This window comes from Amycolatopsis viridis, from assembly GCF_011758765.1.
GTDB lineage: Bacteria > Actinomycetota > Actinomycetes > Mycobacteriales > Pseudonocardiaceae > Amycolatopsis_E > Amycolatopsis_E viridis.
Genome location: NZ_JAANOU010000001.1, coordinates 4494840 through 4520422, shown reverse-complemented (window position 1 = coordinate 4520422; position 25583 = coordinate 4494840). Strand labels below are relative to the sequence as shown.

At 71.5% G+C, this 25583-nt stretch carries 27 protein-coding genes; 15 read left to right on the top strand and 12 right to left on the bottom strand.

Annotated features, from left to right (window positions below; translation table 11 throughout):
- Positions 1–431: 431 nt before the first annotated feature.
- A complete protein-coding gene (locus tag FHX46_RS22330; protein WP_167118475.1) occupies positions 432–1025 on the top strand; it encodes an Rv1733c family protein in 594 nt (197 codons plus the stop codon).
- Between the two features lie 172 nt (positions 1026–1197).
- Here FHX46_RS22330 and FHX46_RS22325 read toward each other — a convergent pair whose 3' ends face one another.
- Both FHX46_RS22325 and FHX46_RS22320 read right to left on the bottom strand, forming a co-directional pair.
- Positions 1198–1824: an alpha-ketoglutarate-dependent dioxygenase AlkB gene (locus FHX46_RS22325; protein WP_167118472.1), complete on the bottom strand. Its 627-nt coding sequence runs from the start codon at positions 1822–1824 to the stop codon at positions 1198–1200.
- A gap of 46 nt (positions 1825–1870) precedes the next feature.
- The gene (locus FHX46_RS22320) at positions 1871–2590 is read right to left on the bottom strand and encodes an IclR family transcriptional regulator (protein ID WP_167118468.1); all 720 of its coding nucleotides are present in this window, start codon (positions 2588–2590) and stop codon (positions 1871–1873) included.
- A 130-nt stretch (positions 2591–2720) separates the two neighbouring features.
- On the opposite strand from FHX46_RS22320, the gene leuC reads away from it, so the two are divergent.
- The 3 genes from leuC to FHX46_RS22305 all read left to right on the top strand — a co-directional run bounded on the left by leuC (position 2721) and on the right by FHX46_RS22305 (position 5604).
- On the top strand, positions 2721–4136 hold the full coding sequence (gene leuC, locus FHX46_RS22315; protein ID WP_167118465.1) for a 3-isopropylmalate dehydratase large subunit: 1416 nt from the start codon (positions 2721–2723) through the stop codon (positions 4134–4136).
- Positions 4137–4150: 14 nt separating this feature from the next.
- The gene (gene leuD / locus FHX46_RS22310) at positions 4151–4753 is read left to right on the top strand and encodes a 3-isopropylmalate dehydratase small subunit (RefSeq protein WP_167098693.1); all 603 of its coding nucleotides are present in this window, start codon (positions 4151–4153) and stop codon (positions 4751–4753) included.
- A gap of 227 nt (positions 4754–4980) precedes the next feature.
- Positions 4981–5604 carry an HU family DNA-binding protein gene (locus tag FHX46_RS22305; RefSeq protein WP_167118462.1) on the top strand — a complete coding sequence of 208 codons (624 nt, stop codon included), beginning with the start codon at positions 4981–4983 and terminating at the stop codon, positions 5602–5604.
- A gap of 319 nt (positions 5605–5923) precedes the next feature.
- Here the strand turns inward: FHX46_RS22305 and FHX46_RS22300 are convergent, their stop codons facing one another.
- The 3 genes from FHX46_RS22300 to cofC form a co-directional block, all read right to left on the bottom strand.
- Complete coding sequence (locus FHX46_RS22300) at positions 5924–6862, bottom strand: NUDIX hydrolase (RefSeq protein ID WP_167118459.1); 939 nt, start codon at positions 6860–6862, stop codon at positions 5924–5926.
- Positions 6859–9045 (bottom strand): RNA degradosome polyphosphate kinase, encoded by a 2187-nt coding sequence (locus FHX46_RS22295; protein WP_167118456.1) that lies wholly within the window; start codon positions 9043–9045, stop codon positions 6859–6861. Before FHX46_RS22295 ends, FHX46_RS22300 begins: the two co-directional genes overlap by 4 nt.
- Positions 9046–9161: 116 nt before the next feature.
- Positions 9162–9761 carry a 2-phospho-L-lactate guanylyltransferase gene (gene cofC / locus FHX46_RS22290; RefSeq protein WP_167121613.1) on the bottom strand — a complete coding sequence of 200 codons (600 nt, stop codon included), beginning with the start codon at positions 9759–9761 and terminating at the stop codon, positions 9162–9164.
- Between the two features lie 108 nt (positions 9762–9869).
- Here cofC and FHX46_RS22285 point away from each other — a divergent pair, with 108 nt between their 5' ends.
- The 3 genes from FHX46_RS22285 to FHX46_RS22275 all read left to right on the top strand — a co-directional run bounded on the left by FHX46_RS22285 (position 9870) and on the right by FHX46_RS22275 (position 12245).
- On the top strand, positions 9870–10571 hold the full coding sequence (locus FHX46_RS22285) for a lysophospholipid acyltransferase family protein (protein ID WP_167118453.1): 702 nt from the start codon (positions 9870–9872) through the stop codon (positions 10569–10571).
- A 2-nt stretch (positions 10572–10573) separates the two neighbouring features.
- Complete coding sequence (locus FHX46_RS22280; protein WP_167118451.1) at positions 10574–11605, top strand: NAD(P)H-dependent glycerol-3-phosphate dehydrogenase; 1032 nt, start codon at positions 10574–10576, stop codon at positions 11603–11605.
- 175 nt (positions 11606–11780) lie between these two features.
- Positions 11781–12245 (top strand): cysteine dioxygenase, encoded by a 465-nt coding sequence (locus tag FHX46_RS22275; protein ID WP_167118448.1) that lies wholly within the window; start codon positions 11781–11783, stop codon positions 12243–12245.
- 37 nt (positions 12246–12282) lie between these two features.
- Here the strand turns inward: FHX46_RS22275 and FHX46_RS22270 are convergent, their stop codons facing one another.
- Complete coding sequence (locus FHX46_RS22270) at positions 12283–12933, bottom strand: pyridoxamine 5'-phosphate oxidase family protein (protein ID WP_167118445.1); 651 nt, start codon at positions 12931–12933, stop codon at positions 12283–12285.
- Between the two features lie 74 nt (positions 12934–13007).
- Here FHX46_RS22270 and pdxR point away from each other — a divergent pair, with 74 nt between their 5' ends.
- Together pdxR and FHX46_RS22260 are read left to right on the top strand one after the other, a co-directional pair.
- Positions 13008–14399, top strand: a complete 1392-nt coding sequence (pdxR, locus tag FHX46_RS22265) for a MocR-like pyridoxine biosynthesis transcription factor PdxR (protein WP_167118443.1) — start codon at positions 13008–13010, stop codon at positions 14397–14399.
- 11 nt (positions 14400–14410) lie between these two features.
- Entirely contained in the window at positions 14411–15496 is a 1086-nt protein-coding gene (locus tag FHX46_RS22260; protein WP_167118440.1) for a D-alanine--D-alanine ligase family protein, read from the top strand.
- Here the strand turns inward: FHX46_RS22260 and FHX46_RS22255 are convergent.
- The 4 genes from FHX46_RS22255 to FHX46_RS22240 all read right to left on the bottom strand — a co-directional run bounded on the left by FHX46_RS22255 (position 15493) and on the right by FHX46_RS22240 (position 17382).
- A complete protein-coding gene (locus FHX46_RS22255) occupies positions 15493–16026 on the bottom strand; it encodes a DUF3515 domain-containing protein (RefSeq protein ID WP_167118439.1) in 534 nt (177 codons plus the stop codon). The two genes, FHX46_RS22260 and FHX46_RS22255, sit on opposite strands and share 4 nt — an antisense overlap.
- A 3-nt stretch (positions 16027–16029) precedes the next feature.
- Positions 16030–16263 carry an Lrp/AsnC ligand binding domain-containing protein gene (locus FHX46_RS22250; RefSeq protein ID WP_017987495.1) on the bottom strand — a complete coding sequence of 78 codons (234 nt, stop codon included), beginning with the start codon at positions 16261–16263 and terminating at the stop codon, positions 16030–16032.
- Between the two features lie 181 nt (positions 16264–16444).
- Positions 16445–16876 carry a DUF3558 domain-containing protein gene (locus FHX46_RS28295; RefSeq protein ID WP_208400243.1) on the bottom strand — a complete coding sequence of 144 codons (432 nt, stop codon included), beginning with the start codon at positions 16874–16876 and terminating at the stop codon, positions 16445–16447.
- 74 nt (positions 16877–16950) lie between these two features.
- Positions 16951–17382 (bottom strand): hypothetical protein, encoded by a 432-nt coding sequence (locus FHX46_RS22240; RefSeq protein ID WP_167118436.1) that lies wholly within the window; start codon positions 17380–17382, stop codon positions 16951–16953.
- A gap of 274 nt (positions 17383–17656) precedes the next feature.
- Here FHX46_RS22240 and FHX46_RS22235 point away from each other — a divergent pair, with 274 nt between their 5' ends.
- The 3 genes from FHX46_RS22235 to FHX46_RS22225 are packed head-to-tail and all read left to right on the top strand — an operon-like array spanning position 17657 to position 19622.
- Positions 17657–18625, top strand: a complete 969-nt coding sequence (locus FHX46_RS22235; RefSeq protein WP_167118434.1) for a thiamine-phosphate kinase — start codon at positions 17657–17659, stop codon at positions 18623–18625.
- Positions 18626–18643: 18 nt separating this feature from the next.
- A complete protein-coding gene (locus tag FHX46_RS22230; protein ID WP_167118431.1) occupies positions 18644–19123 on the top strand; it encodes a GNAT family N-acetyltransferase in 480 nt (159 codons plus the stop codon).
- Positions 19101–19622 (top strand): gamma carbonic anhydrase family protein, encoded by a 522-nt coding sequence (locus FHX46_RS22225; protein WP_167118429.1) that lies wholly within the window; start codon positions 19101–19103, stop codon positions 19620–19622. The genes FHX46_RS22230 and FHX46_RS22225 overlap by 23 nt, the downstream gene beginning before the upstream one ends.
- On the opposite strand, the gene FHX46_RS22220 is transcribed toward FHX46_RS22225, so the two are convergent.
- On the bottom strand, positions 19619–20296 hold the full coding sequence (locus tag FHX46_RS22220; RefSeq protein ID WP_167118426.1) for a uracil-DNA glycosylase: 678 nt from the start codon (positions 20294–20296) through the stop codon (positions 19619–19621). The genes FHX46_RS22225 and FHX46_RS22220 overlap by 4 nt on opposite strands.
- An 83-nt stretch (positions 20297–20379) precedes the next feature.
- The gene (gene rpmB, locus FHX46_RS22215; protein ID WP_167118423.1) at positions 20380–20571 is read right to left on the bottom strand and encodes a 50S ribosomal protein L28; all 192 of its coding nucleotides are present in this window, start codon (positions 20569–20571) and stop codon (positions 20380–20382) included.
- Between the two features lie 136 nt (positions 20572–20707).
- Here rpmB and FHX46_RS22210 point away from each other — a divergent pair, with 136 nt between their 5' ends.
- From FHX46_RS22210 to FHX46_RS22200, 3 genes are read left to right on the top strand one after another with little or no spacing between them, the layout of a single operon-like run.
- Positions 20708–22303 (top strand): DAK2 domain-containing protein, encoded by a 1596-nt coding sequence (locus FHX46_RS22210; RefSeq protein ID WP_167118421.1) that lies wholly within the window; start codon positions 20708–20710, stop codon positions 22301–22303.
- A 6-nt stretch (positions 22304–22309) separates the two neighbouring features.
- Positions 22310–24469: an ATP-dependent DNA helicase RecG gene (recG, locus tag FHX46_RS22205; protein WP_167118418.1), complete on the top strand. Its 2160-nt coding sequence runs from the start codon at positions 22310–22312 to the stop codon at positions 24467–24469.
- A gap of 58 nt (positions 24470–24527) precedes the next feature.
- Positions 24528–25463, top strand: a complete 936-nt coding sequence (locus FHX46_RS22200) for a S8 family peptidase (protein ID WP_167118416.1) — start codon at positions 24528–24530, stop codon at positions 25461–25463.
- The last annotated feature ends 120 nt before the right edge of the window (positions 25464–25583 follow it).

The window sequence follows — 25583 nt, the reverse complement described above, 5'->3', positions numbered from 1 at the left end:
TGATCCTGCCCGATTTCGATCACCTGGAGAAACGAAAAACGTGTGACGAAAAGTGTTGCGCAATTGTGTAACGCGGGCGCGCATTCTGCGATCGTGGAATCACCGCGTCACATCAACCGGACGATAACAGGGGCGACGGCGGGGTGGCCAGGGGTCGCCGGTGCGCAATCCGCTGCCTGATCGTCCGGAGGCGCCGATCGCCAGGTGGATGCGGTCACGCAGCGTGGCACTGGTGTGGCGCGGAAAGCCCTTTCGGTCGATGCCGTCAAGCGTTGTCCGGTGCCAGCATGGATACATCCCGATCTCGTTCCGCTGTGAGCGGCGACTCACAGCGGTGTTGGTCTCGTTTCGGTGCCAATTCGGGTACGGGCGCGGCACAGTAGGTATTGCGTTTGTGCTTGCCGAGGTAGCTGAGGAAGGGGGATCTGACCGTGACCGGACCACTCGGGCGTTTCTGGCGGCGCCTGCACATCGGTCGCAACCCGTTGGCCAGAACGTCCGACCGGGTCGAAGCCGCGTTGCTGTTGGTCGTGGTGCTGGGGCTCCTGGTCGCGATTCCGCTGGCGGTGTTCACCGGTTCCCGGACGTACGGGGGCCAGCTGGCGGTGTCCGAGCAGCAGCACGCTTCTCGTCACCTGGTGACCGCGACGGTCGTCGAGGACGCGGCGGCGCCGGTGCCGGCCACCGAGGGCGCGTTTTCGACGAGCACCTCGGCCGGGGTGCGCGCGGCGTGGACCTACAACGGCGGGGAGCCGAAGACGGGCATCGTGCCGGCGGACCCGGGCGCGACCGCGGGGGCGCGGATCCCGGTGTGGATCGACGAGGCCGGAAACCCGACGCCCGCGCCGATCACCGAGACGGACGCGACCACGACCGGTGTGCTGGCCGGACTCTTCGCCTGGCTCGTCGCCGCTCTCGCGTTGAGCGCCGCGTACTGGATCACGCGCCTGGTGCTGGACCGCCGTCGTGCGGCGCGGTGGGAAACCGAATGGGCCACGCTCGGCGACCGCTGGGCGCGCTACTGACATCCCTGCCGGGATGATGCCGACACGTCGCTGAGGGCATCCGAAGCTGTATGCCCCCGCCGACGGACCTGCCCGCCACGCGCGGGCCGCACTGGGGGAGAAGCTGCTGTCTTTCCCGGGACTTGTTCCCGGTCGTCCTCCTCCTCGGCCGACCTCACCGGAGCCCCGGCGGTCAGCGCACCCCGCGGGGCCGGAACTGGATGCTGATCCGCGGGCCCACCGGTTTGCTGGTCTTCGGGATCGCGTGCTCCCACGTCCGCTGGCACGAACCCCCCATCACGATCAGGTCGCCGGGGCCGAGCAGCTGCCGCACGGCCGGGCCGCCGCCGCGGGAGCGCAGCAGCATGCTCCGCGGCGCGCCCACCGACACGATGGCCACCATGGTGTCCTCCCGCGAACCGCGGCCGATCGTGTCGCCGTGCCAGGCCACACTGTCCCGGCCGTCGCGGTAGAAGCACAGCCCGGCGGTGCGGAACGGCTCGCCGAGCTCCTCGGCGTAGTGCCGGCTCAGCGCCTCCCGGGCCGCGTCCAGCACCGGGTCCGGCAGCCTGTCCTCCTCGCCGTAGAAGCACAGCAGCCGGGGCACGTCGACCACCCGCTCGTACATCCGGCGCCGCTCCCCGTGCCAGGGCACCTCCGCCGCCAGGCGCTCGAACAGGACGTCCGCACCCGTCAGCCACCCCGGCCGCAGATCGATCCACGCGCCGTCGCCCAGTTCCGTGCGCCGCGTCGTGGTCAGGGACCCGAGCGAGCATTCCTCGGCCTGACCGAACAGCGACCCCTGCAGCCCTGCGGTCATACCACGACGCTACACCGAATCGAACGGATGTGCGAACAGTTCGGCGCTACAGCCGTTCCTGCAACGCCTCCGCCGCCGCGAGCAGATCCGCGGCCCAGCGCGCCCCCGGCTTGCGCCCGATCCGTTCCACCGGACCGGAAACCGACACGGCCGCGATGACGTTGCCCGCGGAATCCCGTACCGGTGCGGAAACGCTCGCCACGCCCGGCTCGCGCTCGGCCACGCTCTGCGCCCAGCCGCGGCGCCGGACCTCGAGCAGGGTCCGCTCCCCGAACACCGCGTCGGCCAGGACCGTCCGTTGCGTGTGCGGATCCGACCACGCGGCGAGGACCTTCGCGCCGGAACCGGCCGTCATGGGCAGCCGTGTGCCGATGGGCACGGTGTCGCGCAGGCCGCTCATCGGTTCCGCGCTCGCCACGCACACCCGCTGGACCCCGTCGCGCCGGTACAGCTGCACGCTCTCGCCGGTGAGGTCCCGCAACTTCGGCAGGACCGAGCTCGCCGCGTCCAGCAGCGGATCCGCGGTGCCGCCGGCCAGTTCGGCGAGCGCGGAGCCGGGGCGCCAGCGCCCGTCCGGGCCGCGGCGCAGGAGGCGGTGCACCTCCAGCCCGACGGCGAGCCGGTGCGCAGTCGCGCGCGGCAGGCCCGTCCGGCTGCACAGTTCCGCCAGCCCGCACGGATCTTCCGCGACGGCCTGGAGCACGGCGACGGCCTTGTCCAGCACACCGATACCGCTCTGCTGGTCAGTAGAGCTATGCTGTCCCACGACGCGATACTAGCTTCCCGGGATTTGGGAAGTCCAGAATCTGGGAAAATCGAACCGGAGATCCGGACGCCGCCCGGCGGCGCCGCTCAGGTTCCTTTGCTCCCAATCAACCTCGTGGGAGGAGCGACAGATGACCACCACGCGGCCGCGCACTCTGGCCGAGAAGGTGTGGGAGGCGCACACGGTGCGCCGCGGTGAAGGAGCGGAGCCCGACCTGCTCTACATCGACCTGCACCTCGTGCACGAAGTCACCAGCCCGCAGGCGTTCGACGGTCTCCGCCTGGCCGGCCGCCAGGTCCGGCGTCCCGACCTGACCATCGCGACCGAGGACCACAACGTCCCGACCGTCGACATCGAACTCCCGATCGCCGACCCGGTGTCGCGCACCCAGGTCGAGACGCTTCGGAAGAACTGCAAGGAGTTCGGCGTCCGCCTGCACCCGATGGGCGACGCCGAGCAGGGCATCGTGCACGTCATCGGCCCGCAGCTGGGCCTGACCCAGCCGGGGATGACGGTCGTCTGCGGCGACAGCCACACCTCCACCCACGGCGCCTTCGGTGCGATGGCGTTCGGCATCGGCACCTCCGAGGTGGAGCACGTGCTGGCGACCCAGACCCTGCCGCTGAGGCCGTTCAAGACGATGGCGATCAACGTGACCGGCAAGCTCCGTCCCGGCGTCACGGCGAAGGACATCATCCTCGCCGTCATCGCCAAGATCGGCACCGGCGGTGGGCAGGGCTACGTCCTGGAGTACCGGGGCAGCGCCATCGAGGCGCTGTCCATGGAGGCCCGGATGACGATCTGCAACATGTCGATCGAGGCGGGCGCCCGCGCCGGCATGATCGCCCCGGACGAGACCACCTTCGCCTACCTGGAGGGCCGCCCGCACGCCCCCAAGGGCGCCGACTGGGACGCCGCGGTCGAGTACTGGAAGTCGCTGCGCACCGACGAGGGCGCGCGGTTCGACGCCGAGGTCGACCTCGACGCCGACACCCTGACCCCGTTCGTGACCTGGGGCACCAACCCCGGCCAGGGCCTGCCGCTGGCGGAGTCGGTGCCGGACCCGGCCGCGATCGCCGACGAGACCGCGCGCATCGCCGCGGAGAAGGCCCTGTCCTATATGGACCTCGAGCCGGGCACCCCGCTGCGGGAGATCAAGGTCGACACCGTCTTCCTCGGCTCGTGCACCAACGGCCGGATCGAGGACCTGCGGGCCGCCGCGGAGGTGCTCCAGGGGCGCAAGGTGGCGCAGGGGGTCCGGATGCTCGTGGTGCCCGGCTCGATGCGGGTGCGCCAGGCCGCCGAGGCCGAGGGACTGGACAAGGTCTTCCTCGACGCCGGTGCCGAGTGGCGCCAGGCCGGCTGCTCGATGTGCCTGGGGATGAACCCGGACCAGCTCGCCCCCGGCGAACGCAGCGCCTCCACCTCCAACCGCAACTTCGAGGGCCGGCAGGGCAAGGGGGGCCGCACCCACCTCGTCTCGCCGCTCGTCGCGGCCGCCACCGCGGTCCGCGGCACGCTGTCCTCGCCCGAAGACCTGAACTGAAGGAGCCAGCCACCATGGAGCCGTTCAAGACGCACACCGGTATCGGAGTGCCCCTGCGCAGGTCCAACGTGGACACTGACCAGATCATCCCGGCCGTCTACCTCAAGCGGGTCAGCCGCACCGGTTTCGAGGACGGCCTGTTCGCCGCCTGGCGGGCCGACGAGAACTTCATCCTCAACCAGGAGCCGTTCTCCTCGGGCAGCGTCCTCGTCGCCGGGCCCGACTTCGGCACCGGGTCCTCGCGCGAACACGCTGTCTGGGCATTGATGAACTACGGCTTCCGGGTCGTCATCTCCTCCCGCTTCGCCGACATCTTCCGCGGCAACTCCGGCAAGCAGGGGCTCGTGGCCGCCGAGTGCGCGCAGTCGGACGTCGAGCAGCTGTGGAAGATCCTCGAGAACGACCCCGGCGCGGAGGTCACGGTCGACCTCGAGTCGAAGACCGTGCGGGCCAAGGACTTCCAGACGACCTTCTCGATCGACGACTACACCCGCTGGCGGCTGCTGGAGGGGCTCGACGACATCGCCCTCACCCTCCGACACGCCGAGGACATCGACCGGTTCGAGGAGCAGCGTCCCAGCTGGAAGCCGGTGACCACCCCGGCGGCCGCCGGATAACACGAATTCCCTGATCAGCAAGGGATTCGCACCCGGCCACCGGCCGGGCACACCACGCCGAACGGCGCGCGGAAGACCCGCACCGGGTCGCTCAGGAGGCGGAAACCACGCCCCGCCTGCCGAAAAATTCCGCGCGCCGTTTGGAATTTTGGGCGAGTTGGTAATACCGTGTGCGTGAAGTCGGCCGATGTGGCCGTGTGACACGTAGTTCTTCATGGAGGACTGGAATGGCCAACAAGGCCCAGCTGATCGAGGCGCTCTCCGAGCGTCTGGGCGACAAGAAGGTTGCTTCCCAGGCAGTCGACAACCTGGTGGACATCATCATTCGCACCGTGCAGAAGGGCGAGAAGGTCAACATCACCGGTTTCGGGGTGTTCGAGAAGCGCGCCCGCGCGGCCCGCACCGCCCGCAACCCGCGTACCGGTGAGACGGTCAAGGTGAAGAAGACCAACGTTCCGGCCTTCCGCGCCGGCACGACCTTCAAGGACGTCATCAGCGGTGCCAAGAAGCTGCCGAAGGCCACGGCGGCGAAGCGCACGACGACTTCGACCCGTAGCTCCGCGGCCTCGACCCGCAGCACCGGTACCACCGCCTCGCGCGCCACCTCCTCGCGGTCCACCACCGCGAAGGCGACGGCGACCCGTCCCACCGCGACCCGCAGCACCAGCACGCGCACCCGTGCCGCGGCCGCCACCAAGACGGCTGCCGCCCCGAAGGCGACGGCGTCGAAGAGCACCGCGGCGAAGTCGGCCACGGCGAAGAAGACCACGGCCGCGAAGGCCGCCCCGAAGGCGACGGCGTCGAAGACCACGGCCGCGAAGAAGGCCACCACGACCCGGAAGAAGAAGTAGGCCGTCAGCGCATTGCTTCTCGGCAGGGCCCCCGCGATCCGTCTCGCGGGGGCCCTGCCGCGTTCCGGGCGGTTTCCGGCGCCGGCCGGTCGTGGCGCGACGGTGCCGGACCGCGCGCCGGCTACATCCGGAAAAGTCCCCGCCCCTCACGTCCGCGGTGTTGGCCCGGAGACAGCGATGTCTGGAGACAGCGATGTCTTTAGCGGCGCGAAGCGCCTGGCGCCGAACCGCGTGAGCCGATCCGGGGGCGCTGTCCGGGGTGCACGGAACCGCGTGCCCGATCGGGCACCGTTGCGGACGGACTCGGGCGCGGACGGACTCAGGCGTGGCTCGCCGCGGGCACCGGGAGTGCGGTGGGCAGGTAGTCGGCCGCGACGAGCTGCGGACCGCCGTTACCGGGAGCGGCGCGGAAGGACAGGACCCACACCGAGCCCTTCTTACTCGGCACCTTCTCGCCCTCGTCGACCGGCAGGCGGACGCCACCGCGGTTGGCGACGTGTGCCACCAGGTCCGGGATGACCCCGCCCTGGCTGCACAGGACCGGCGTGCCGCCCGCCGACACGATCGCCAGCAGCCGGGCCAGTCCCGCCTGCCGGTCCTCCCAGTACTTCTCCTCGGTCATCAGGTCCTCGTGCTCCACCGGCAGCCCGAGATCGTCCGCCAGGCCCCGCACGGTCTGCTCGCAACGCAACCGCGGAGCCGCCAGCACCCGGTCCGGACCGAACAGCGGCAGCAGCACCCGCAGCGCCCCCGCCTGCCGGACCCCGCTCGGCGACAACGGCCGTAGATCGTCGTCGCCGCTCCAGTCGTCCCGCTTGCCCGCCTTGGCGTGCCGCACGAGCAACAAGGTCGTGAGCCCCGCGGGCAGCGCCGTGAACTCCGCCAGCACCGACCGGTCGCTGTCGTAGGACAGCAGCCCGGCGGCGTCGGCCGGTGCCAGCCAGCGCAGCTCGTCGACCTCCTCGTTGGGCTCGAACGCCCCCGAGACGACCGCCGCGCTGAAGTAGTCGACGCTCTTCGGCCCGGACGCCACCGGGTACCGCACCGTCAGCAGGTGCCGCCCCAGCTTCGCCCGGAACCCGGTCTCCTCCGCGATCTCCCGCACCGCCGCGGCGGGAACGGTCTCCCCGTCGTCGAGCTTCCCCTTCGGCAGCGACCAGTCGTCGTAGCGCGGCCGGTGCGCCACCGCCACCTCGGCGCCGTGCGGACCCCTGCGCCACAGCACCGCACCCGCGGCGCGGACACGAACAGAACTCACCCGTTGGCCCCGTGCTTCCTCAACAACTCGGTCTGGTGGTCGCGGACCTGCGAGGTGTCCGCGGGCGACGGATCCCACTCGCCGTTCTCGGTCAGCACCCAGCAGCGGGTGACCGGGTCCAGTGCGGAGTCCATGATGTCGTCCAGTTGCCTGGTCAGCCGCACGTCCTTGACCTGCACCATCGCCTCGATCCGGCGGTCGAGGTTGCGGTGCATCATGTCGGCGCTGCCGATCCAGTAGGTGCCGCCGCCGAGGAAGTGGAAGATGCGGGAATGCTCCAGGAACCGCCCGAGAATGGAGCGGACGGAAATGTTTTCGGACAGTCCCGGCACCCCGGGTTTCAGGGCACAGATGCCCCGCACGACGATTTCCACCGGAACACCTTCCCGGGACGCCCGGTACAGCGCGTCGATGATCTGCTCGTCGACGAGCGAGTTGCACTTGATCCGGATCCCGGTCTCCGCGCCGGCGTGCTTGTGCTCGATCTCCTCGTCGATGAGCCGCAGGATGCCCCGCCGGATCCCGGCCGGCGAGGTGAGGATGTTGCGGTAGGTGTCCTGCCGTGAGTACCCGGTCAGCACGTTGAACAGGTCGGTGATGTCCGCACCGATGTCCGGGTCGGCGGTCAGCAGGCCGACGTCCTCGTACAGCCGGGCCGTCTTCGGGTTGTAGTTGCCGGTGCCGAGGTGGCAGTAGCGCCGGATCGTGGATCCCTCCTGGCGCACCACCATCGCGACCTTGCAGTGCGTCTTCAGCCCGACCAGCCCGTAGACCACGTGCACCCCGGCCCGCTCCAGCGTGCGGGCCCAGGTGATGTTGGCCTCCTCGTCGAACCGGGCCTTGATCTCCACCAGCGCCACGACCTGCTTGCCGGCCTCGGCGGCGTCGATCAGCGCGTTCACGATGGGGGAGTCACCGGACGTGCGGTACAGGGTCTGCTTGATGGCCAGCACCTTGCTGTCCCCGGCGGCCTGCTCGATGAACCGCTGCACGCTCGTGGAGAACGAGTCGTACGGGTGGTGCACCAGCACGTCGCCCTCGCGCAGGGTGGCGAAGACGCTCTTCGGCGTCTCGTGCTCACCGAACGCCGGGTGCGTGGCCGGGACGAAAGGGCGGTCCTTCAGTTCCTTGCGGTCCAAACTGGAGAGCTGCTGCAGGCAGGTCAGGTCCAGCAGACCGGGCACCTCGACCACGTCGTGCGGGTCCACCTCCAGCTCGCGCAGCAGCAGGTCGAGCACGTGCTCGCTCATGTCGCTGGCGACCTCGAGCCGCACCGGCGGGCCGAACCGGCGCTGCGCCAGCTCCCGCTCCAGCGCCTGCAGCAGGTCCTCGTCGCGGTCCTCGTCGACGTCCACGTCGGCGTTGCGGGTCACCCGGAACACGTGGTGCTCGGTCACCTCCATGCCGGTGAACAGCTCGCCGAGGTGCGCGGCGATCAGTTCCTCCAGCGGGAGGAAGGTCGCCACCCGGCTCTCCCGGTGCTGCTCGACGCGGATCAGGCGCGGCACGTTGTTGGGCACCTTCACGCGGGCGAACCGTTCGGTGCCCAGCTCCGGGTCGCGCACCGTGACCGCCAGGTTCAGCGACAGGCCCGAGATGTAGGGGAAGGGGTGCGCCGGGTCGACCGCCAGCGGGGTGAGCACCGGGAAGATCTGCTCGGTGAAGTAGTCCGACAACCGCGCCTGGTCGGATGCCTCCAAATCGGCCCAGGACACGATCTGGATGTCGTGCTTGGCCAGTTCCGGGCGCACGTGCTCCTCGAACGCGGCCGTGTGCCGCTCGACCAGGTCCTGGTTGCGCTTGGCGATGTAGGCCAGCTGCTCGCGCGGGGTCAGCCCGTCGGCACTGCGCACCGGCAGGCCCGTCTCGTCGCGGCGCTTGAGGCCGGCCACCCGGACCATGTAGAACTCGTCCAAATTGGACGCGAAGATGGCGAGGAACTTGGCCCGCTCCAGCAGCGGCTGGGAGGCGTCCTCGGCCAGGGCGAGCACCCGGGCGTTGAAGTCCTGCCACGACAGCTCCCGGTTGAAGTACCGGTCGTCGGGCAGGGAGGCGGGCGGGACGTCGGCGGACGGGGTCACCGCCGGCGGTGCGGAGGGGATCGCGCGGAACCTCGTGGGCGCGGCGGTCTCGCCGGACGCCGGTGGGGTCGTTGGCGGGGTGCTGTTCTCGTCGCTGCTCACTCTGGCATTGTTCCTCACTTCGGGCCTGCCCGCCGACACACCGAGTGAGAGGTTGAGCAGTTCACCCGTGCTCCGCAGGACCACCCGGAGCAGTTCGCCCAGCGGCCGGGTGATGTTCACGCCACCTCCCGTGCACGCAGCACCGCCCGGGTGCGCTCACCCACGCCGAGTTCCCCCGCCTGTGCGAGGTCGGCCGGGGTGTCCACGTCGCGGCGCAGGCTGGGTGCCGCCAGCTCCAGCGCCACCGCACCGGACGCCGCGTGCGCCGCCGCCGAACCGGGACCGAAGCGCGGATCCAGCGGGCCGCCGGCGGCGGAGAGCAACAGGGTCGTGCCGGTGCCCTCGGCGTCCGCGGTGAACGCGCGGCGCCCGGCCGCTTCGGCGAACGCGGCGGCCAGCTCCGCGGGACGCAGCGCGGGCAGATCGGCCTGCACCGCCCCGACGACGGCCGCGGGGTCCCGCTCGCGCAGCAGCGCCTCGCCCTGCCGCAGCGCCGAGTTCAGATCGCCGGGACCGGCTTCGCCGACGATCTCCACGCCGGGACGGCGCAGACCGGCCACCGCGGCCGGGTCGGCGGCCACCACGAGCACCCGCCGCACCCCCGCCGCCGTCGCCGCGGCCAGGGTGTCCCAGGCCAGGGCCAGCACCAGCGCCGCGTGGTCGCGCTCGTCGACGGCGCCGCGCAGGCGGGACTTGCCCACGCTGGGCTGCTTCATGGGCAAGATCAGGCCGGAGATTTCGACGGGTACGGGCACACCCCCATCTTTCCGCAATCATGCACCTAGGATCAGCTCGCAGCAGCACACACCACAGCAGGAGGAGTCTTGGCCGGTCGCGAGAAGGGCGGGTTCTGGGTCGGAGCCGCCGCCGTGCTGTTCTACCCGGTGAGCTGGATCGGCAGGCGCGTCTACCTCGGCGCCGAACGGATCCCGCGGGAGGGGCCCGCGCTGGTGGTGATGAACCACGTCTCGCACATGGACCCCGCCGTCGACGCCGTGTTCATCCACCGCCAGAAGCGCGTGCCGCGGTTCCTGGCCAAGGACAGCCTCGCCCGCGCCCCGATCTTCGGCAAGATCCTGGTGGGCGCCGGCAGCATCCCCGTCTACCGCGGTTCCGTCCAAGCCGGCGACAGCCTCCGCGCCGCGCACCAGGCGCTGTCCGAGGGCAAGGTCGTCGTCATCTACCCCGAGGGCACCATCACCAAGGACCCGGAGGGCTGGCCGAAGCGCTCGCACACCGGGGTGGCGCGGCTCGCGCTGGACAACGACGTGCCGGTGATCCCGGTGGCGCGCTGGGGCACCCAGCAGATCCTCGACTTCTACCACAAGAAGGTGCGGCTGCTGCCGCGCACGACCGTGACCCACAAGGTCGGTGAGCCGGTCGACCTGTCCGCCTACCGCGGCAAGCCGCAGACCGGGGCGCTGCTGCGGGAGGTGACGGAACTGCTCATGGAACGGGTCACCGGGCTGCTGACCGACATCCGGGGCGAACAGCCCCCGGCACGCAAGCCCGAGGTGGCGGACTGACGATGGTGCAGCGCATCACCGTGCTCGGTGCGGGGTCCTGGGGCACCGCGTTCGCGAAGGTGCTCGCCGACGCCGGCCGGGACGTGACCATGTGGGCCCGGCGCGCCGAGGTCGCCGGGGAGATCCGCGACAAGCACACCAACAGCGGCTACCTGCCGGACATCACGTTGCCCGGCAGTCTCACCGCGACACCCGATCCGGCCGAGGCGCTGGCCGGCGCGGAGGCGGTCGTGCTGGCCGTGCCGAGCCAGAGCCTGCGCAGGAACCTGTCGGGCTGGCGGGAGCTGTTGCCGCGCGGCGCGATCCTGGTCAGCCTCGCCAAGGGCGTCGAACTCGGCACCCTGAAGCGGATGAGCGAGGTGATCGCGGAGATCACCGCGGTGTCCGGGGACGAGATCGTCGTGGTGTCCGGGGACGAGATCGTCGTGGTGTCCGGGCCGAACCTGGCGCGCGAGATCGCGCAGGGGCAGCCGGCGGCGGCCGTGCTCGCGTGCAGTGACCACGACCGCGCGGTGGCGATCCAGCAGGCGAGCTTCAACTCCTACTTCCGGCCCTACACCAACACCGACGTGGTGGGCTGCGAGGTCGGCGGCGCCGCCAAGAACGTCATCGCGCTGAGCTGCGGCATGGCCGTCGGCATGGGACTGGGTGCCAACACGACAGCCACCCTCATCACCCGCGGGCTGGCGGAGATGGCCCGGCTGGGCACGAAACTGGGGGCCGATCCGCTGACGTTCGCCGGGCTCGCCGGTGTCGGCGACCTGGTGGCGACCTGTTCGTCGCCGTTGTCGCGCAACCGCACCTTCGGCGAACGGCTCGGCCGGGGCGAGACGCTGGAACAGGCGCAGCGGGCCACCGGCGGTCAGGTCGCCGAGGGCGTGATGTCGTGCACCTCGATCCGGGAACTGGCCCGCAAGCACGGTGTCGACATGCCGATCACGGACGCGATGCACCGCGTGTGCCACGAGGGTGCGGACCCGCGCCGGGTCGGCGCCGAGCTGCTCGGCCGCCGTCAGAAACACGAGTGGTCCTAGCAAGTGGAACGAGGTTGACGCCCACCCGGCCCGCTGGTTGGGTGGGCGCCATGACGACGCGTGGCCTGATGACCCGGCGGGAGCTCCGCCGTGGCGCCGCGCTGTGTCCTTGTTGTTGTCGCTGACCCAGCCCAGCCAGTCCGACAACCACCTTTTCCCAGAGGACACCTTTTTCATGTTCGCCGTTCCGGACAACACCGTTGCCCTGGCCGAGAAGCCCGTCCTGCGCCACCCGGTGCGGGTCGCGCTCGAATTCGCCGCCGACCGCGACCGCTGGCGCCGGCTGCTGCGCTACGACCCGGACAAGCGGTTCTCCGCGCTCGTCGAGGCGCGCGACGACGAAGAGATCTGGCTGATGGGCTGGCTGCCCGGCCAGCAGACCGACCTGCACGACCACGGCGGTTCGACGGGTGCGTTCACCGTCGTCACCGGCCGGTTGTCCGAGACCGTCGCGCGGCGCGGGGTCACCGAGGTGCACCGGCTGTCGGCCGGGCAGTCCCGCGTGTTCGGGCCCGGCTACGTGCACCAGGTGCGCAACGACGGCCCGGACCCGGCGATCAGCGTGCACGTCTACCGCACCGGCGGGCGGGTCATGCGGCCCTACCACCTGGACCCGATCGACGGTCCGGTCCGCGACTGACCCCTGCGGGGTCCCACCGGAGGTACCCGGTGGACGGCTACCGGCGGCGGGACCGCACGTGCGGCGGAACCGGCGCCCCGGCGGGCGTGTACCCGGCCGGGACCGGCTCGCCGAAGGTGGTCCGGACCGGAACCACGCCGGCCCAGATCTGGTGGCTGTCCATGTCTTCCGGGTCGTCGACCGGCTCGCCCGCGCGGATCTTCACCGAGGCCTCCGTGAGGTCCAGCGCCAGCACCGCCACCGACGCGAGTTCCTTCGCGTTCACCGCGCGCGCGTGGTCCCACGAGCCCGGCGTCAGGTGTTCGGTCACCGCTCGCAACCCGTGCACCTTCTCCTCGCCGGTCACCGCGCGCGCCCTGCCGTGCACCACCGCGCTGCGGTAGTTCATCGAGTGGTTGTTGAGCGAGCGCGCGTAGACGAGGCCGTCGAGGAGCGTGATGCTGACGCACACGTCGATGCCGACCGCCGCGGCCCGCACGTTCCCGGAGCCGGTCGAACCGTGGAAGTACAGCGTGTCGCCGTCGCGGCCGTACCCGGTCGGCAGCACGACGGGGGAGCCGTCGAGCACGAGCCCGAGGTGGCAGATGAGTCCCTCGTCGAGCACCTCGTACAGGCGCTCGCGATCGGTGGCTGCCCGATCCTTCTTCCGGGTCAGCGTGCTGCGCGGAGTCGGCGAGAGAACGGTCATGCCGGTCAGCCTGCCGCGTATAGTGGACTTTCGAAAGATCCACCAGGAGAGCAAACCGAAAGGCCACTTCTGTCGTGTCCCAGCCCGCGGCCCTGCCCGTCACCCTCGACCGCGCGGCCGTGACCCCGCTGGCCGTGCAACTCGCGGACGCGCTGCGCGACGCCGCCGCGGCCGGTCACCTGCGCGGCGGTGACCGGCTGCCGTCCACCCGGGCACTGGCCGCGCGGCTGGGCGTCAGCCGCACGGTGACCTCGGCGGCGTACGAACAGCTGCACGCCGAAGGCTGGATCACCGGCCGCCACGGGTCCGGCACCTACGTCACCACCTCACCACCCGGCGACCGTCCCGCCCACCCCGTGGTGCCGGGCGAGGCGGCGGAGCCGGACGAGCTGCTCGACCTCACCCCGGGTGCGCCGTGGGCGGCGGGCATCGACCGCGCCGCGTGGCGGCGGGCCTGGCGGGCGGCCGCGGACAGCCCGCCGCTGACCCACGCGCACCGCGCCGGTCTGCCGGAGTACCGGGCGGCGATCGCCGAGCACCTGCTGCGGCACCGCGGGCTGGCCGTCGGCACCGACTCGGTACTGGCCACCGGCGGCACCACCGCCGCGGTGTTCGAGCTGGCCGGCGCGGTGTTCCGGGCGGGCGACACGGTCGCCGTGGAGGAACCGGGCTACCAGCGCGCGGTGGAGGCGTTCCTGAGCGCGGGACTGAAGGTCGTCGGCGTCCCGGTGGACGGCGAGGGCCTGCGCACCGACGCGATCCCGGCCGGCGTGCGCGGGGTCTACTGCTCGCCCGCGCACCAGTACCCGATGGGCTCGCGGCTCAACGCGGCCCGCCGGGTCGAGCTCGTCGAGCGCGCCCGCGCCGAGAACATGCTCATCATCGAGGACGACTACGACGGCGAGCTGCGCTTCGACGTCGCCCCGCTGCCGCTGCTCGCCGCGCTCGCCCCGGATGTCGTGGTGCATCTGGGAACCACGAGCAAGATCCTCACCCCCACGCTCGGCGCCGGCTGGATGGTCGCGCCCGGAGCCGTTGCCTCGTCCGTGCTGGGGCACCGCGACCGCACCGGGACGCGGCCCTCCCCGGCCGGTCAGCGGGTGCTCGTCGAGCTCGCGCGGCACGGCGATCTGGGGCGGCACCTGCGGAAACTGCGCCGCGAGCTGTCCGAGCGACGGGTGATGCTGGTCTCGGCGCTGCGCCGAAATGGCGTTCCGGTGCTGGGGGACGACGCGGGCGCGCACCTGGTCGTGCCGTTCGCCTCGGCCCGGATGGAGCGGGAGTGCCTGGCGGCCGGGCGGGCGCGGGGGATCCGCCTGGACGGGCTGGCCCGGCACTTCGCGGGCACGCCGACGGCCTTCGGGCTGGCGATCGGGTACGCCGGGTGTTCCCGCGCGGCGCTCGGCGGTGCGCTGGACACGCTAATGGGTTTACTGCGGCGATCGGACGACGCAAGAGCCCGGTAGGGTGACCGGCCATGAGGAAGACGCGGGTGGCCGTGGTGTTCGGCGGCCGGAGCACCGAGCACACGATCTCGTGCGTGTCGGCCGGCAGCGTGCTGGCGCACCTGGACCGCGACCGGTTCGAGGCCGTGCCCATCGGCATCACCCGCGAGGGCCGCTGGGTGCTCGGCACCGCCGACCCGGAGACCCTGACCATCCAGGACCGCCGGCTGCCCTCGGTGGACGGTGGCCGGTCGCTCGTCCTGGCCGGGGACCCGACGCTGCGCGAGCTGGTCGTGACCGAGCCCGGAGCCGACGCGCTCGGCGGGGTCGACGTCGTGTTCCCCGTGCTGCACGGTGCGTTCGGCGAGGACGGCACGCTGCAGGGCCTGCTGGAGCTGGCCGGGATCCCGTACGTGGGGCCCGGCGTGCTGGCCAGCGCGGTGGCGATGGACAAGGGCTACGCGAAGAAGCTGCTCGCCGCCGAAGGGCTGCCGGTCGGCCGGTACGTCGAGCTGCGCCGCGACCAGTCCACTCTGGACGACGCGGACCGGGAACGGCTGGGCCTGCCGGTGTTCGTCAAGCCGTCGCGGGCCGGGTCCTCGATCGGCATCAGCAAGGTGACCGACTGGGCGGACCTGGACGCCGCGATCGCACTGGCGCGGGAGACCGACCCGAAGGTGCTGGTCGAGGCGGCGGTGCCGGGGCGCGAGGTCGAGTGCGGGGTGCTGGAGTTCCCGGACGGCCGGGTGGAGGCGTCGCTGCCGGCCGAGGTGCGCGTGCTCTCCGACGACGAGTCCGCCTGGTACGACTTCGAGACGAAGTACCTCGGCGAGGACGCCGAGCTGGACATCCCCGCCAAGCTGGACGACTCGGTCACCGAAAAGCTGCGCGCGCAGGCGGTGAAGGCGTTCCGGGCGCTGGACTGCCAGGGCCTGGCGCGGGTGGACTTCTTCGTGGGCGCGGGTGGTGACCTGACGGTCAACGAGGTCAACACGATGCCCGGGTTCACCGCGACCTCGGCCTACCCGAAGATGTGGCAGGTCACCGGCGTGGACTACCGCACGCTGCTGACGACCCTGATCGACACGGCGCTGGCGCGCGGCACCGGGCTGCGTTAGAACCGCAGCGGCACCGGCGGCAGCGTCGCCGCGATGGTGTCGGAGATTTCCTGCAGCGGTCCGGTGCCCGCGGAGTCCGGCACGGTCAGCGCGATGTACACCGCGCGGTCGACCACGTACCAGGTGGAGGACCCGGGGCCCTCGACCGGCAGCCACTGCACGCCGCTGACCAGCCGCAGCTGGCTCGTCTGGGTCAGCTCCGGCGGTTTGCCCAGACCGCAGCGCAGGACGATGGCGTCCGGCGCACCCCACGCCACTGTGGCCGGCGGGGCGGGCTCCGCGATCGTCCGGCGGGTCAGCGCGGTGCCCTTCGAGTCCAGCTGGGCGGGCAGCGCCGGGATCAGCTGCGCGCACTCGGGCGCTGCGGCCTGCGGTGCGTCCACCGGCACGAGCGCCAGCGCACCGTTCTCGTCGCGGCCGGAGCGCATCACCAGCCCAGCGACCGCCACCCCGGCCGCGAGGACGAGGACCAGCACGGCCGCGAGCACGAGCAGTGTCCGCGGCGGTGCCCCGGTCTCGGTTTCCGGCATCGCTTACAGATGCACCACGGGACAGGTCAGCGTGCGGGTGATGCCCTCGACACCCTGCACCTTCGCGACGACCAGCTGCCCGAGCTGGTCGACGTTGTCGGCCTCGGCGCGCACGATGACGTCGTAGGGGCCGGTCACATCCTCGGAACTGGTGACACCGGGGATGCCGGCGATCTCCGCCGCGACCGCGGCCGCCTTGCCGACTTCGGTCTGGATGAGGATGTATGCGTGGACCACGGCGCGCGCCCCTTCGTCTCCGGCGTTGAACTCAAGGTAGGAACGTGGTCAGAACCTACCGCACCGAGCACGAATCTAGGTCATCCGACTATCGAGCGACCGACGTGATGCAGGTCAACCACCCGGAGACGGGCGGGTCCGGCCCGATCCGGGAGCCGGCGGCAGGCTGGTCCCGCCCTTCTCAGCGCTGCGGCAACAGCGCCTCCACGCGCACGGCCAGGTCGTGCGCCAGCGGGCACGCCTCCGCGTTGCGTTCCGGCATCGACATGGCCATCTGGGCGAGAACACGGGCGTGTTCGCTCACCTCGAACGCGATGGTGCAATCGAGTGGGTTCTGTACCTGTAGTGCCCGGCGACCGCTCACGTTGGTGTCGATCGCCTGCGGGTCGGTTCTGCGGAATTCGGCGAGCCCTTGCACTGGATCAAGGGCCAGTCCGTTACTGCCGAGACCAGGTTTTGTCGCGGTGCACTCGTTGCGATGGCTGATGTTGTCGCCGGGATTGAAGCCCTGACTGGCATTGAGCTGGTCCAACACTTGACAGGCGACCATTCCGCCGAACGGATCGTCGGTGTGTGCTGAGGTTGATTTCCCGCTTGTCGCCGGGGATGGCATGCCAGACACGGTGGTGGTGCACCCGGCCGTGGAAATTACCGCGCAGGTGAGCGCGATTATCGCCATTCTTCTGGTCACTGCTCCGCATCCCTGAATGTGCCGAGGTATTGCGTGGCTACCTGGTTCGATGCGTCGTAGTTTTTCGTCGCTACGTCCAGTGCTTCACGAATGGTCCCGAGATTTTCCAGCATTGTTTCAAGAACGGGTATCAGCGACTGCTGGTCGGAGTCCATCGCGGCCTGAAAGTGAGCAGCTGCCTGTTGGGCGTAGTCGTCGTGGCCGAAATTTGGTTTACGGCGCAACCGGTTGATGTTGATCGCGATCCGCGAGAACCGGTCCTCGGCCTGGGCGATCGCGTTGCGGAGATGGGTGCCGGTTTCTTCGTCCACGGCCCAGCCACCGGACTTGGCTTCGGCCAGCAAGTGCCGAGCTTGATCGCCCATTTCTCTGAGCTGTTCCCGGTCGCCGAATACTTCCGTCAAGCCGGTGTCCGTCCAGTCGGCCATGCCGTGGCGCTCCCTCCCCATGGCGCTCAGCTGCGCGCTCGACACCTTAGCAGGCAGTAGATGTGGCCCGTATCACCATTCGCGGGTGCCTCTTGCGCCCGGCGCAACGTCAAAAGGCGCAGTGTCCCGTTTCCCGCGTTATCCGCGGCTCCGGCCACGGCTCACGGCGGGTGTCCGGCGCGTCCTGCCCGGGCGGCGCGGTGGGCCGATTAACCTGCGTGTGCGTGGTCAGAACGCGCCGCATCATCCGACCGTCGAGCGACCGAGGTGACGCATGTCAGGCAACCAGGCATCCGGCTCCGGGACCGTCGCCGGGATGGGTGAGTTCGGCCTGATCCGGGCGGTGACCGGGAACCGGAGGCAGCCCGGGTCCACCCTGCTCGGCCCGGGGGACGACGCCGCGGTCGTGGCCGCGGTGGACGGGCGCGTCGTCGCCACGACGGACGTCCTCGTGCAGGGCGTGCACTTCCGGCTGGACTGGTCCTCGCCGGAGCAGGTCGGGCGCAAGGCGGTCGCGGAGAACTTCGCCGACGTGGCCGCGATGGGCGCGGTGCCCACCGCCGTCCTCGTCGGGCTCGCCTGCCCGCCGGACACCCCGGCGAACGTCGTCCAGGAGCTCAGCGACGGGCTGTGGGCGGAAGCTCAGCGCGCCGGCGCCGGGGTGGTGGGTGGCGACATGGTGCGCGCCGACCAGCTGGTGGTCAGCATCACGGCGCTCGGCGACCTGGAGGGCCGCGAGCCGGTCACGCGGTCCGGTGCGCGGCCCGGTGACATCGTCGCGGTGTCCGGACGGCTCGGCTGGGCGGCGGCGGGCCTCGCCACGCTCGGCCGCGGGTTCCGTTCGCCGGTCGCGGTGGTCAACGCGCAGCGCGCGCCCGAGCCCGACTACGCGGCCGGCCCCGCGGCCGCGGTGGCCGGGGCGACGGCGATGATCGACGTCTCCGACGGGCTGCTCGCCGACCTCGGTCACATCGCCGAGGCGTCCGGTGTGGGCATCGACGTGCTCACCGAGCACCTGGAGGTCGACCAGAAGCTGGTGGACGTGGGCACCGCGCTGGGTGCCGACCCGATGACGTGGGTGCTGACCGGCGGTGAGGACCATGCGCTGGTGGCGACGTTCCCGTCGTTCGCGGACCTGCCGGGCGGGTGGCGCCGGATCGGCTCGGTCACCATGCCGGATTCCGGCGTGACCGTGGACGGTGAGCAGTACCACGGCGAAAGCGGCTGGGAGCATTGGCGTTAGCTCTCTAGATTGGCCGTCGTGGAACTCCGGGTGGTGGCCTACGACGAGCCGGACGCGGTCAAGCTGATCGACGCCGTGCAGCAGGAGTACGTGGTGCGGTACGGCGACACCGACGCGACCCCGGTCGATCCGGCCGAGTTCGCACCGCCGCACGGGTTGTTCCTGGTCGGTTACGTGGACGGGGAACCGGTGGCGTGCGGTGGCTGGCGGGTCCGCGGCGAGGACGAGGCCGAGCTGAAACGGATGTACGTGGTGGATTCCGCGCGGGGCAGGGGTTTCGCCCGGGCGGTGCTCGCCGAACTGGAGCGGACGGCGCGCGTGGCCGGGCGCAGGCGGCTGGTGCTGGAGACCGGGCGCAAGCAGCCGGAGGCGATCGCGCTGTACCGGTCCGCCGGCTACACCGGCATCCCGAAGTTCGGCATCTACCGGGACGATCCGCTCTCGGTGTGCCTGGGCAAAGACCTGGAGGACGATCGTGGCGATCTACGCACTCGGTGAGCTGACCCCGTCGATCCACCCGTCCGCGTTCGTGCATCCGGACGCGACGGTGATCGGTGACGTCCGGATCGGGCCGGACGCGTCGGTGTGGCCGCAGGCGGTGCTGCGCGGCGACCACGGGTTCATCGAGATCGGCGCGCGGTCCAACGTGCAGGACGGATCCGTGCTGCATTGCACGGCCAAGGACCCGACGATCCTGGGCCCGTCGTCGGCGATCGGGCACGCGGTGCACGTCGAGGGCGCGCGGATCGGCAGCGGATGCCTGATCGCGTCCGGTTCGGTGGTGCTCAACGGCAGCGTGCTCGACGACGGCGCGATGGTCGGCGCCGGTGCGGTGCTGTCGTACGGCTCACACGTGCCGGGCGGGCACATCGCGCTCGGTGTGCCGGCGAAGGTGCGGGAGAACAAGTCCTTCGGGGCGGACAAGATCAAGCAGGTGGTGGACGGCTACGTCGAGCGGGCGCAGTGGTTCCGCGGCGCCCTGCGGCGGCTGGATTAGGGGAGCTTCCAGTCCACCGGCTCGGCGCCCTGCCGTTGCAACAGCTCGTTCGCCCGGCTGAACGGGCGGGAGCCGAAGAAGCCGTTGTGCGCGGACAGCGGGCTCGGGTGCACCGACTCGAGGCACGGCACGCCACCGAGGAGCGGCTTCAGGCTGCGCGCGTTGCTGCCCCACAGGATCGCCACCATCGGCTTGCCGCGGGCGGCCAGCGCGCGGATCGCCTGCTCGGTGACCTCTTCCCAGCCCTTGCCCTTGTGCGAGTTGGGGGAGCCCGGCCGCACGGTCAGCGACCGGTTGAGCAGCAGCACCCCCTGCTCCGCCCACGGCGTCAGGTCACCGTTGGACGGCGCCGGGTGGCCCAGGTCGTCGCAGTACTCCCGGTAGATGTTGATCAGGCTCTTCGGCAGCGGCCGCACGTCCGGCGCCACCGCGAAGGACAGCCCGATCGGGTGCCCGGGCGTGGGGTACGGGTCCTGTCCGACGATCAGCACCCGGACGTCGTCGAACGGCTGCTGGAACGCCCGCAGCACGTGCTCGCCCGCCGGGAGGTACTTGCGTCCGGCGGCGATCTCCGCCCGCAGGAACTCGCCCATCGCGGCGATGCGGTCCGCCACCGGATCCAGTGCTTTCGCCCAGCCGGCCTCGACGATTTCGTGCAACGGTTTCCCAGCCACGGCGGCGTACTCTAGCGCCACCCCGGGCACGCGAAAACGGCGGATGCCTCAGGGCACCCGCCGTTTCGTGAAGTCTGCAGAAACTAGCCGCGAACGACCTTGCCGGCCTTCAGGCACGACGTGCAGACGTTCAGCCGCTTGCGCTGCGACACGCCGATCCTGGCGTGCACGGTCTGGATGTTCGGGTTCCAGCGGCGGTTGGTACGCCGGTGGGAGTGCGAGACGGACTTGCCGAAGCCCGGTCCCTTGCCACAGACGTCGCACACGGCAGCCACGTCGAACTCCTTTGACGATCAGGGAAGACAAAACACGCCCGGCGCGGGCCGGACACTGGTGACCATAGTAAACGACGGTGCTTCGCCGCCCCGCGCCCGGGTCGCTACCCTGGCCTGACCAGGGAGGAGGGCGACGGTGCGGGCTCTGGACGAGCATGCCATCACAGCGTGGGCGGCGGCCTGCGTGCACAGCCTGGAGGTGCTGTGCCCGGCGATCAACGGCATCAACGTCTACCCGGTCGCCGACTCCGACACCGGCTCCAACCTGCTGCACACCATGTCCGGTGCGCACGCCCGGCTGGCCGCCGAGCCGGTCACGAGCGCTGCGCACGCGTTGTCCGTCCTCGCCCGTGGGGCCGTCGCCGCCGCGCGCGGCAACTCGGGCGTCATCCTCTCGCAGGTCCTGCGCGGTCTCGCCGAAAGCACCGGCAGCACCAGCAGCGCCGGTGAACTGGACGGCCCGGCCCTGGCGAAGGCGCTGGCCAGCGCGCACCGCGCCGCCACCGACGCCGTCGCCCGGCCGGTCCAGGGCACGATGCTCAGCGTCCTGCAGGCCGTCGCCCAGGCGGTCGCCGTGCAGCCCGGGGAGCTGCCGGACGTCGTGGCCGTCGCCGCGAAGGCCGCCTCCGAAGCGCTCGAACAGACCCCGCACCAGCTGCCCGTCCTCGCCTCGGCCGGGGTGGTCGACGCCGGTGCGCGCGGGCTGGTCGCCGTCTTCGACGCGCTCGCCGGCGTGGTCACCGGCAGCGAGACCGAGGTCCCGCACTCGTGCGAAGCGCACAGCGGCGGCGAACCGGACACCGGCCCGGCCCCCTACGCGTGGGAGGTCATGTACCTGCTGGACGGCGTCGCGGACGCGGAGGTGCCGGTGCTGCGCCGCGCGCTGTCCGAGCTCGGTGACAGCGTCACGGTGGCCGGCGACGGCGCCGGGGGACACGCGGTCCACGTGCACTGCGCGGACATCGGCGCCGCCATCGAGGCCGGGTTGCGGGCCGGCCGTCCGAGCGGGATCCGCGTCGAACCGCTCATCACCCCGACGCCGATCGAGCCGCCGTCCGGCCCGGACCGCGCCGTGGTCGCCGTGGTGCACGGCGAGGAGCTGGCCGCGCTGCTGCGTGACGAGGGTTTCGCGGTGCTCGCGGTACCGGACCACGCCACCCCCAGCGTCGAGGAGATGCTCGGCCTGATCACCGAACGGGCGGCCGGGCACGTCACCGTCCTGGCCGGCGGCGCCGGGCTGACCAGGGCCGCCGACGACGCCGCGGGACACCCGATGATCGGCGACCGGGACGTCGTGGTCATCCCGTGCGCCTCCCCGGTCCAGGTGCTCGCCGCGCTGGCGGTGCACGACCTGCAGCGCCGCGCGAACGACGACGTGGTGGCCATGGCGGAGGCGGCCGCGGCGACCCGGCGTGGCGAGCTCGTGGTGGCCGCGGAGGAGTCGATAACCTGGGTGGGGCGGGCCCACGCGGGTGACCTGATCGGGTTCGTCGACGGCGAGGTCGTGCTCGTCGAACCGGAAGGGTCCTCCCCGGCGGACGCCGCGATGGGTGTGCTGGAGCGGATGCTGGCCGTCGGTGGCGAGCTGGTCACGGTGCTGACCGGGACGGCGGCGCCCGCGGGCCTGACCGGCGAGCTGCGGGAGCGGCTGCGCGCGCGGCGACCGGAGGTGGAGTTCGTGGATTACCCCGGCGGGCAGGCGGACGCCGTGCTGCTGATCGGTGTGGAGTGAACGCGCGTGACCGGACTGCGTGACAAGCTGACCCCGCTGCTGGGCGCCAAGACCGCGAAGGCGCTCGCCGAGTCGCTGGACATCCACACCGTCGCCGACCTGCTGCGCCACTACCCGCGCCGCTACGCCGAGCGCGGCGAGCTGACCGACATCGCGGGGCTGGAGATCGGCGAGCACGCCACCGTGATGGCCCGGGTGGAGAAGGTCACCATGCGCCGCATGCGCAACAAGCCGGGTCACATCCTGGAGCTGGTCATCACCGACGGCCACCGCCGGTTGTCCTGCGCGTTCTTCGGCCGCCCGCACCAGCACGAGCGGCAGCTGCGGCTGGGCCGCACCGGGTTGTTCGCGGGCAAGGTGACCGCGTTCCGCAACACGTTGCAGCTGGCCAATCCCGAGTACCAGATGGTCGACGGCGACGACGACAGCGCGCTCGACGACTTCCTCGGCGCGATCATCCCGGTCTACCCGGCGGCATCCGGCATCCCGTCCTGGTCCATCGCCCGCTGTGTGCGGCAGGTGCTGGACACCCTGGAGCGGGAGGAGGACCCGGTGCCGCGTGCGCTGCGCGAGCGCTACCACCTGATGGACCTGTTCGACGCGCTGCAGAACATCCACCGCCCCAAGGACCACGCCGCCCGCGAAGCCGCGGAGAAGCGGCTCAAGTGGGACGAGGCGATGGCGGTGCAGCTGATCTTCGCGCAGCGCCGGTTCTCCGCGGTGTCGCGGCCGGCGCCGGCCTGCGCGCGCACCACCGGCGGTCTGCTCGATGCGTTCGACCGGCGGCTTCCGTTCGAACTGACCGAGGGTCAGCGCGCGGTGGGCGAGGACATCGCGGCCGATCTGTCGGGAGAGCACCCGATGAACCGGTTGCTGCAGGGCGAGGTGGGCAGCGGCAAGACGGTGGTGGCACTGCGGGCGATGCTCCAGGTGGTCGACGCCGGGCGGCAGTCGGCGATGCTCGCGCCCACCGAGGTGCTCGCCGCGCAGCACGCCCGGTCGCTGCGGGAGATGCTCGGCGACCTGGGCCAGGCGGGGGAGCTGGGTGCGGCGGAGAACGCGACGAAGGTGACGCTGCTGACCGGGTCGATGCCGGCGAAGGAACGCAAGCAGGCGTTGCTGGACGCCGCCAGTGGTGCCGCGGGGATCGTCGTCGGCACGCACGCGCTCATCCAGGACACCGTGTCCTTCGCCGACCTGGGGCTCGTGGTGGTGGACGAGCAGCACCGGTTCGGCGTCGAGCAGCGGGACGCGCTGCGCTCGCGCGCGGCGAACGGCGGCAGCCCGCACGTGCTGGTGATGACGGCGACGCCGATCCCGCGGACGGTCGCCATGACGGTGTACGGCGACCTGGAGACCTCGGCGCTGCGGCACATGCCGGTCGGCCGCTCGCCGATCAAGACCAGCGTGGTGCCGGTGGCGGAGAAGCCGGCGTGGCTGGACCGCGCGTGGCAGCGGCTGATCGAGGAGGTCCGCAAGGGTCACCAGGCGTACGTGGTGTGCCCGCGGATCGGCGACGAACCGGCGTCGAACGCGAACGGCGGTGACCGGCGGCCGCCGCTGGCGGTGCTCGACGTCGCCGCGGAACTGGCGAACGGCCCGCTGTCGCAGCTGCGGATCGGCATCCTGCACGGCCGCATGCCGCCGGACGAGAAGGACGCGGTGATGCGGGCGTTCGCCGCGGGAGACCTGGACGTGCTGGTCGCGACCACGGTGATCGAGGTCGGCGTGAACGTGCCGAACGCGACCATGATGGTGATCATGGACGCCGACCGGTTCGGTGTCAGCCAGCTGCACCAGCTGCGTGGCCGGGTGGGCCGGGGCAGCGTGCCGGGCTTGTGCCTGCTGGTCACCGAAACGCTGGACGGCACCGCGACACGGGAGCGGCTGGCCGCGGTGGAGTCCACAACGGACGGCTTCGAACTGTCCCGGTTGGACCTGGAGCTGCGGCGGGAGGGCGACATCCTCGGTGCGGCCCAGTCCGGTAAGCGGTCCGGGCTCAAGCTGCTGTCCCTGCTGCGCGACGAGGAGGTCATCGCGCGGGCGCGGGAACGGGCGCAGGAGATCGTGAGCGGCGACCCGGCCCTGGAGCGGCATCCCGGCCTGGCGCTGATGGTCTCGGACCTGGTCGACTCCGATCGCGCGGAGTACCTCGAGAAGTCCTGACGCACGATCGGGCGACGGTCCGAGTTGTGCATGATCGACAGCGGCGCAACGCTGGGGCGTGCTGTTTTCAGGATTGCGCGCGGTCGCCGGTTCGGTACTCCTCGTCCTCGCCGCCGCGGCACCCGCCGCTGCGGCCCCGGGTGCGCAGCAGGACCCGCCCAGCTGGGCGCTGGACCGGATCGACCAGCGGGACAAGGCCGCCGACCACGTCTACCACTACGACAGCACCGGCGAGGGCGTGACGGTCTACGTGATCGACACCGGGGTCGACGCGGCGCTGCCGGACCTGTCCGGGCGGGTGGGCCCGGGCCGCAACCTGGTGGACGGCACGGACAACGCGGCCGACGGCAACGGCGACGGCACCCGGATGGCCGGGCTCGTCGCCGGCACCCGGTACGGGGTCGCCAAGGCCGCGCGGATCGTGCCGGTCAAGGTGCTCGACAACGCGGGCAACGGGCGGCTCAACAACATCATCTCGGGGGTCGACTGGGTGTCGCAGAACGCGAAGCAGCCCGCGGTCGCGGTCATCGGGTTCGGCGGCCCGGCCAGCGACGCCCTGGACAACGCGGTGCGCCGGCTCGCCGGGACGATGCCGGTGGTCGCCGCGGCCGGCTGGTCGGGCGTGGACTCGTCGTTCTCCTCCCCGGCGCGGATCCCCGAGGTCCTGACCGTCGGCGCGGTGGACCAGGCGGACGCCTTCGCCCCGAAGTCCAACTCCGGGCAGGGGGTCGACCTGCTGGCGCCGGGGGTGGACGTGCCGTCCACCGCGTCCGGCAGCACGCCGGCGTCGCCGTTCTCCGGAACCTCGATGTCGGCGGCGCTCGCCGCGGGCGCCGCGGCACTCTACCGCGCCCAGCACCCGGAGGCGACGCCCCAGCAGGTCACCGACGCCCTGATCCGCAACGCGACGCCGGACGTGCTGACCGGCGTACCGCAGGGCACCCCGAACCGGCTGCTCTACACCCGGTCCGGCACCCCGGCGGCGGCAGGCTGAGTTCCCCGCACAGGCGTGCGGTATACGCATGCGCGCGAATGAGGTCCATCACCCGGGACTGAACTCCCGAAAAGCGGGATCGGCAGGGTAACGTCACAGCACCACCGATCCGTGAACAGG

What these genes read in the sequence shown, in the direction of transcription:
- FHX46_RS22235 (WP_167118434.1), top strand. Translation starts at nt 17,657, where the DNA reads ATGTCAGGCAACCAGGCATCCGGCTCCGGGACCGTCGCCGGGATGGGT.
- FHX46_RS22270 (WP_167118445.1), bottom strand. Translation starts at nt 12,933, where the DNA reads ATGACCGTTCTCTCGCCGACTCCGCGCAGCACGCTGACCCGGAAGAAG.
- FHX46_RS22255 (WP_167118439.1), bottom strand. Translation starts at nt 16,026, where the DNA reads ATGCCGGAAACCGAGACCGGGGCACCGCCGCGGACACTGCTCGTGCTC.
- FHX46_RS22260 (WP_167118440.1), top strand. Translation starts at nt 14,411, where the DNA reads ATGAGGAAGACGCGGGTGGCCGTGGTGTTCGGCGGCCGGAGCACCGAG.
- FHX46_RS22240 (WP_167118436.1), bottom strand. Translation starts at nt 17,382, where the DNA reads ATGGCCGACTGGACGGACACCGGCTTGACGGAAGTATTCGGCGACCGG.
- FHX46_RS22305 (WP_167118462.1), top strand. Translation starts at nt 4,981, where the DNA reads ATGGCCAACAAGGCCCAGCTGATCGAGGCGCTCTCCGAGCGTCTGGGC.
- FHX46_RS22275 (WP_167118448.1), top strand. Translation starts at nt 11,781, where the DNA reads ATGTTCGCCGTTCCGGACAACACCGTTGCCCTGGCCGAGAAGCCCGTC.
- leuC (WP_167118465.1), top strand. Translation starts at nt 2,721, where the DNA reads ATGACCACCACGCGGCCGCGCACTCTGGCCGAGAAGGTGTGGGAGGCG.
- FHX46_RS22325 (WP_167118472.1), bottom strand. Translation starts at nt 1,824, where the DNA reads ATGACCGCAGGGCTGCAGGGGTCGCTGTTCGGTCAGGCCGAGGAATGC.
- leuD (WP_167098693.1), top strand. Translation starts at nt 4,151, where the DNA reads ATGGAGCCGTTCAAGACGCACACCGGTATCGGAGTGCCCCTGCGCAGG.
- FHX46_RS28295 (WP_208400243.1), bottom strand. Translation starts at nt 16,876, where the DNA reads ATGCCATCCCCGGCGACAAGCGGGAAATCAACCTCAGCACACACCGAC.
- FHX46_RS22280 (WP_167118451.1), top strand. Translation starts at nt 10,574, where the DNA reads ATGGTGCAGCGCATCACCGTGCTCGGTGCGGGGTCCTGGGGCACCGCG.
- cofC (WP_167121613.1), bottom strand. Translation starts at nt 9,761, where the DNA reads ATGAAGCAGCCCAGCGTGGGCAAGTCCCGCCTGCGCGGCGCCGTCGAC.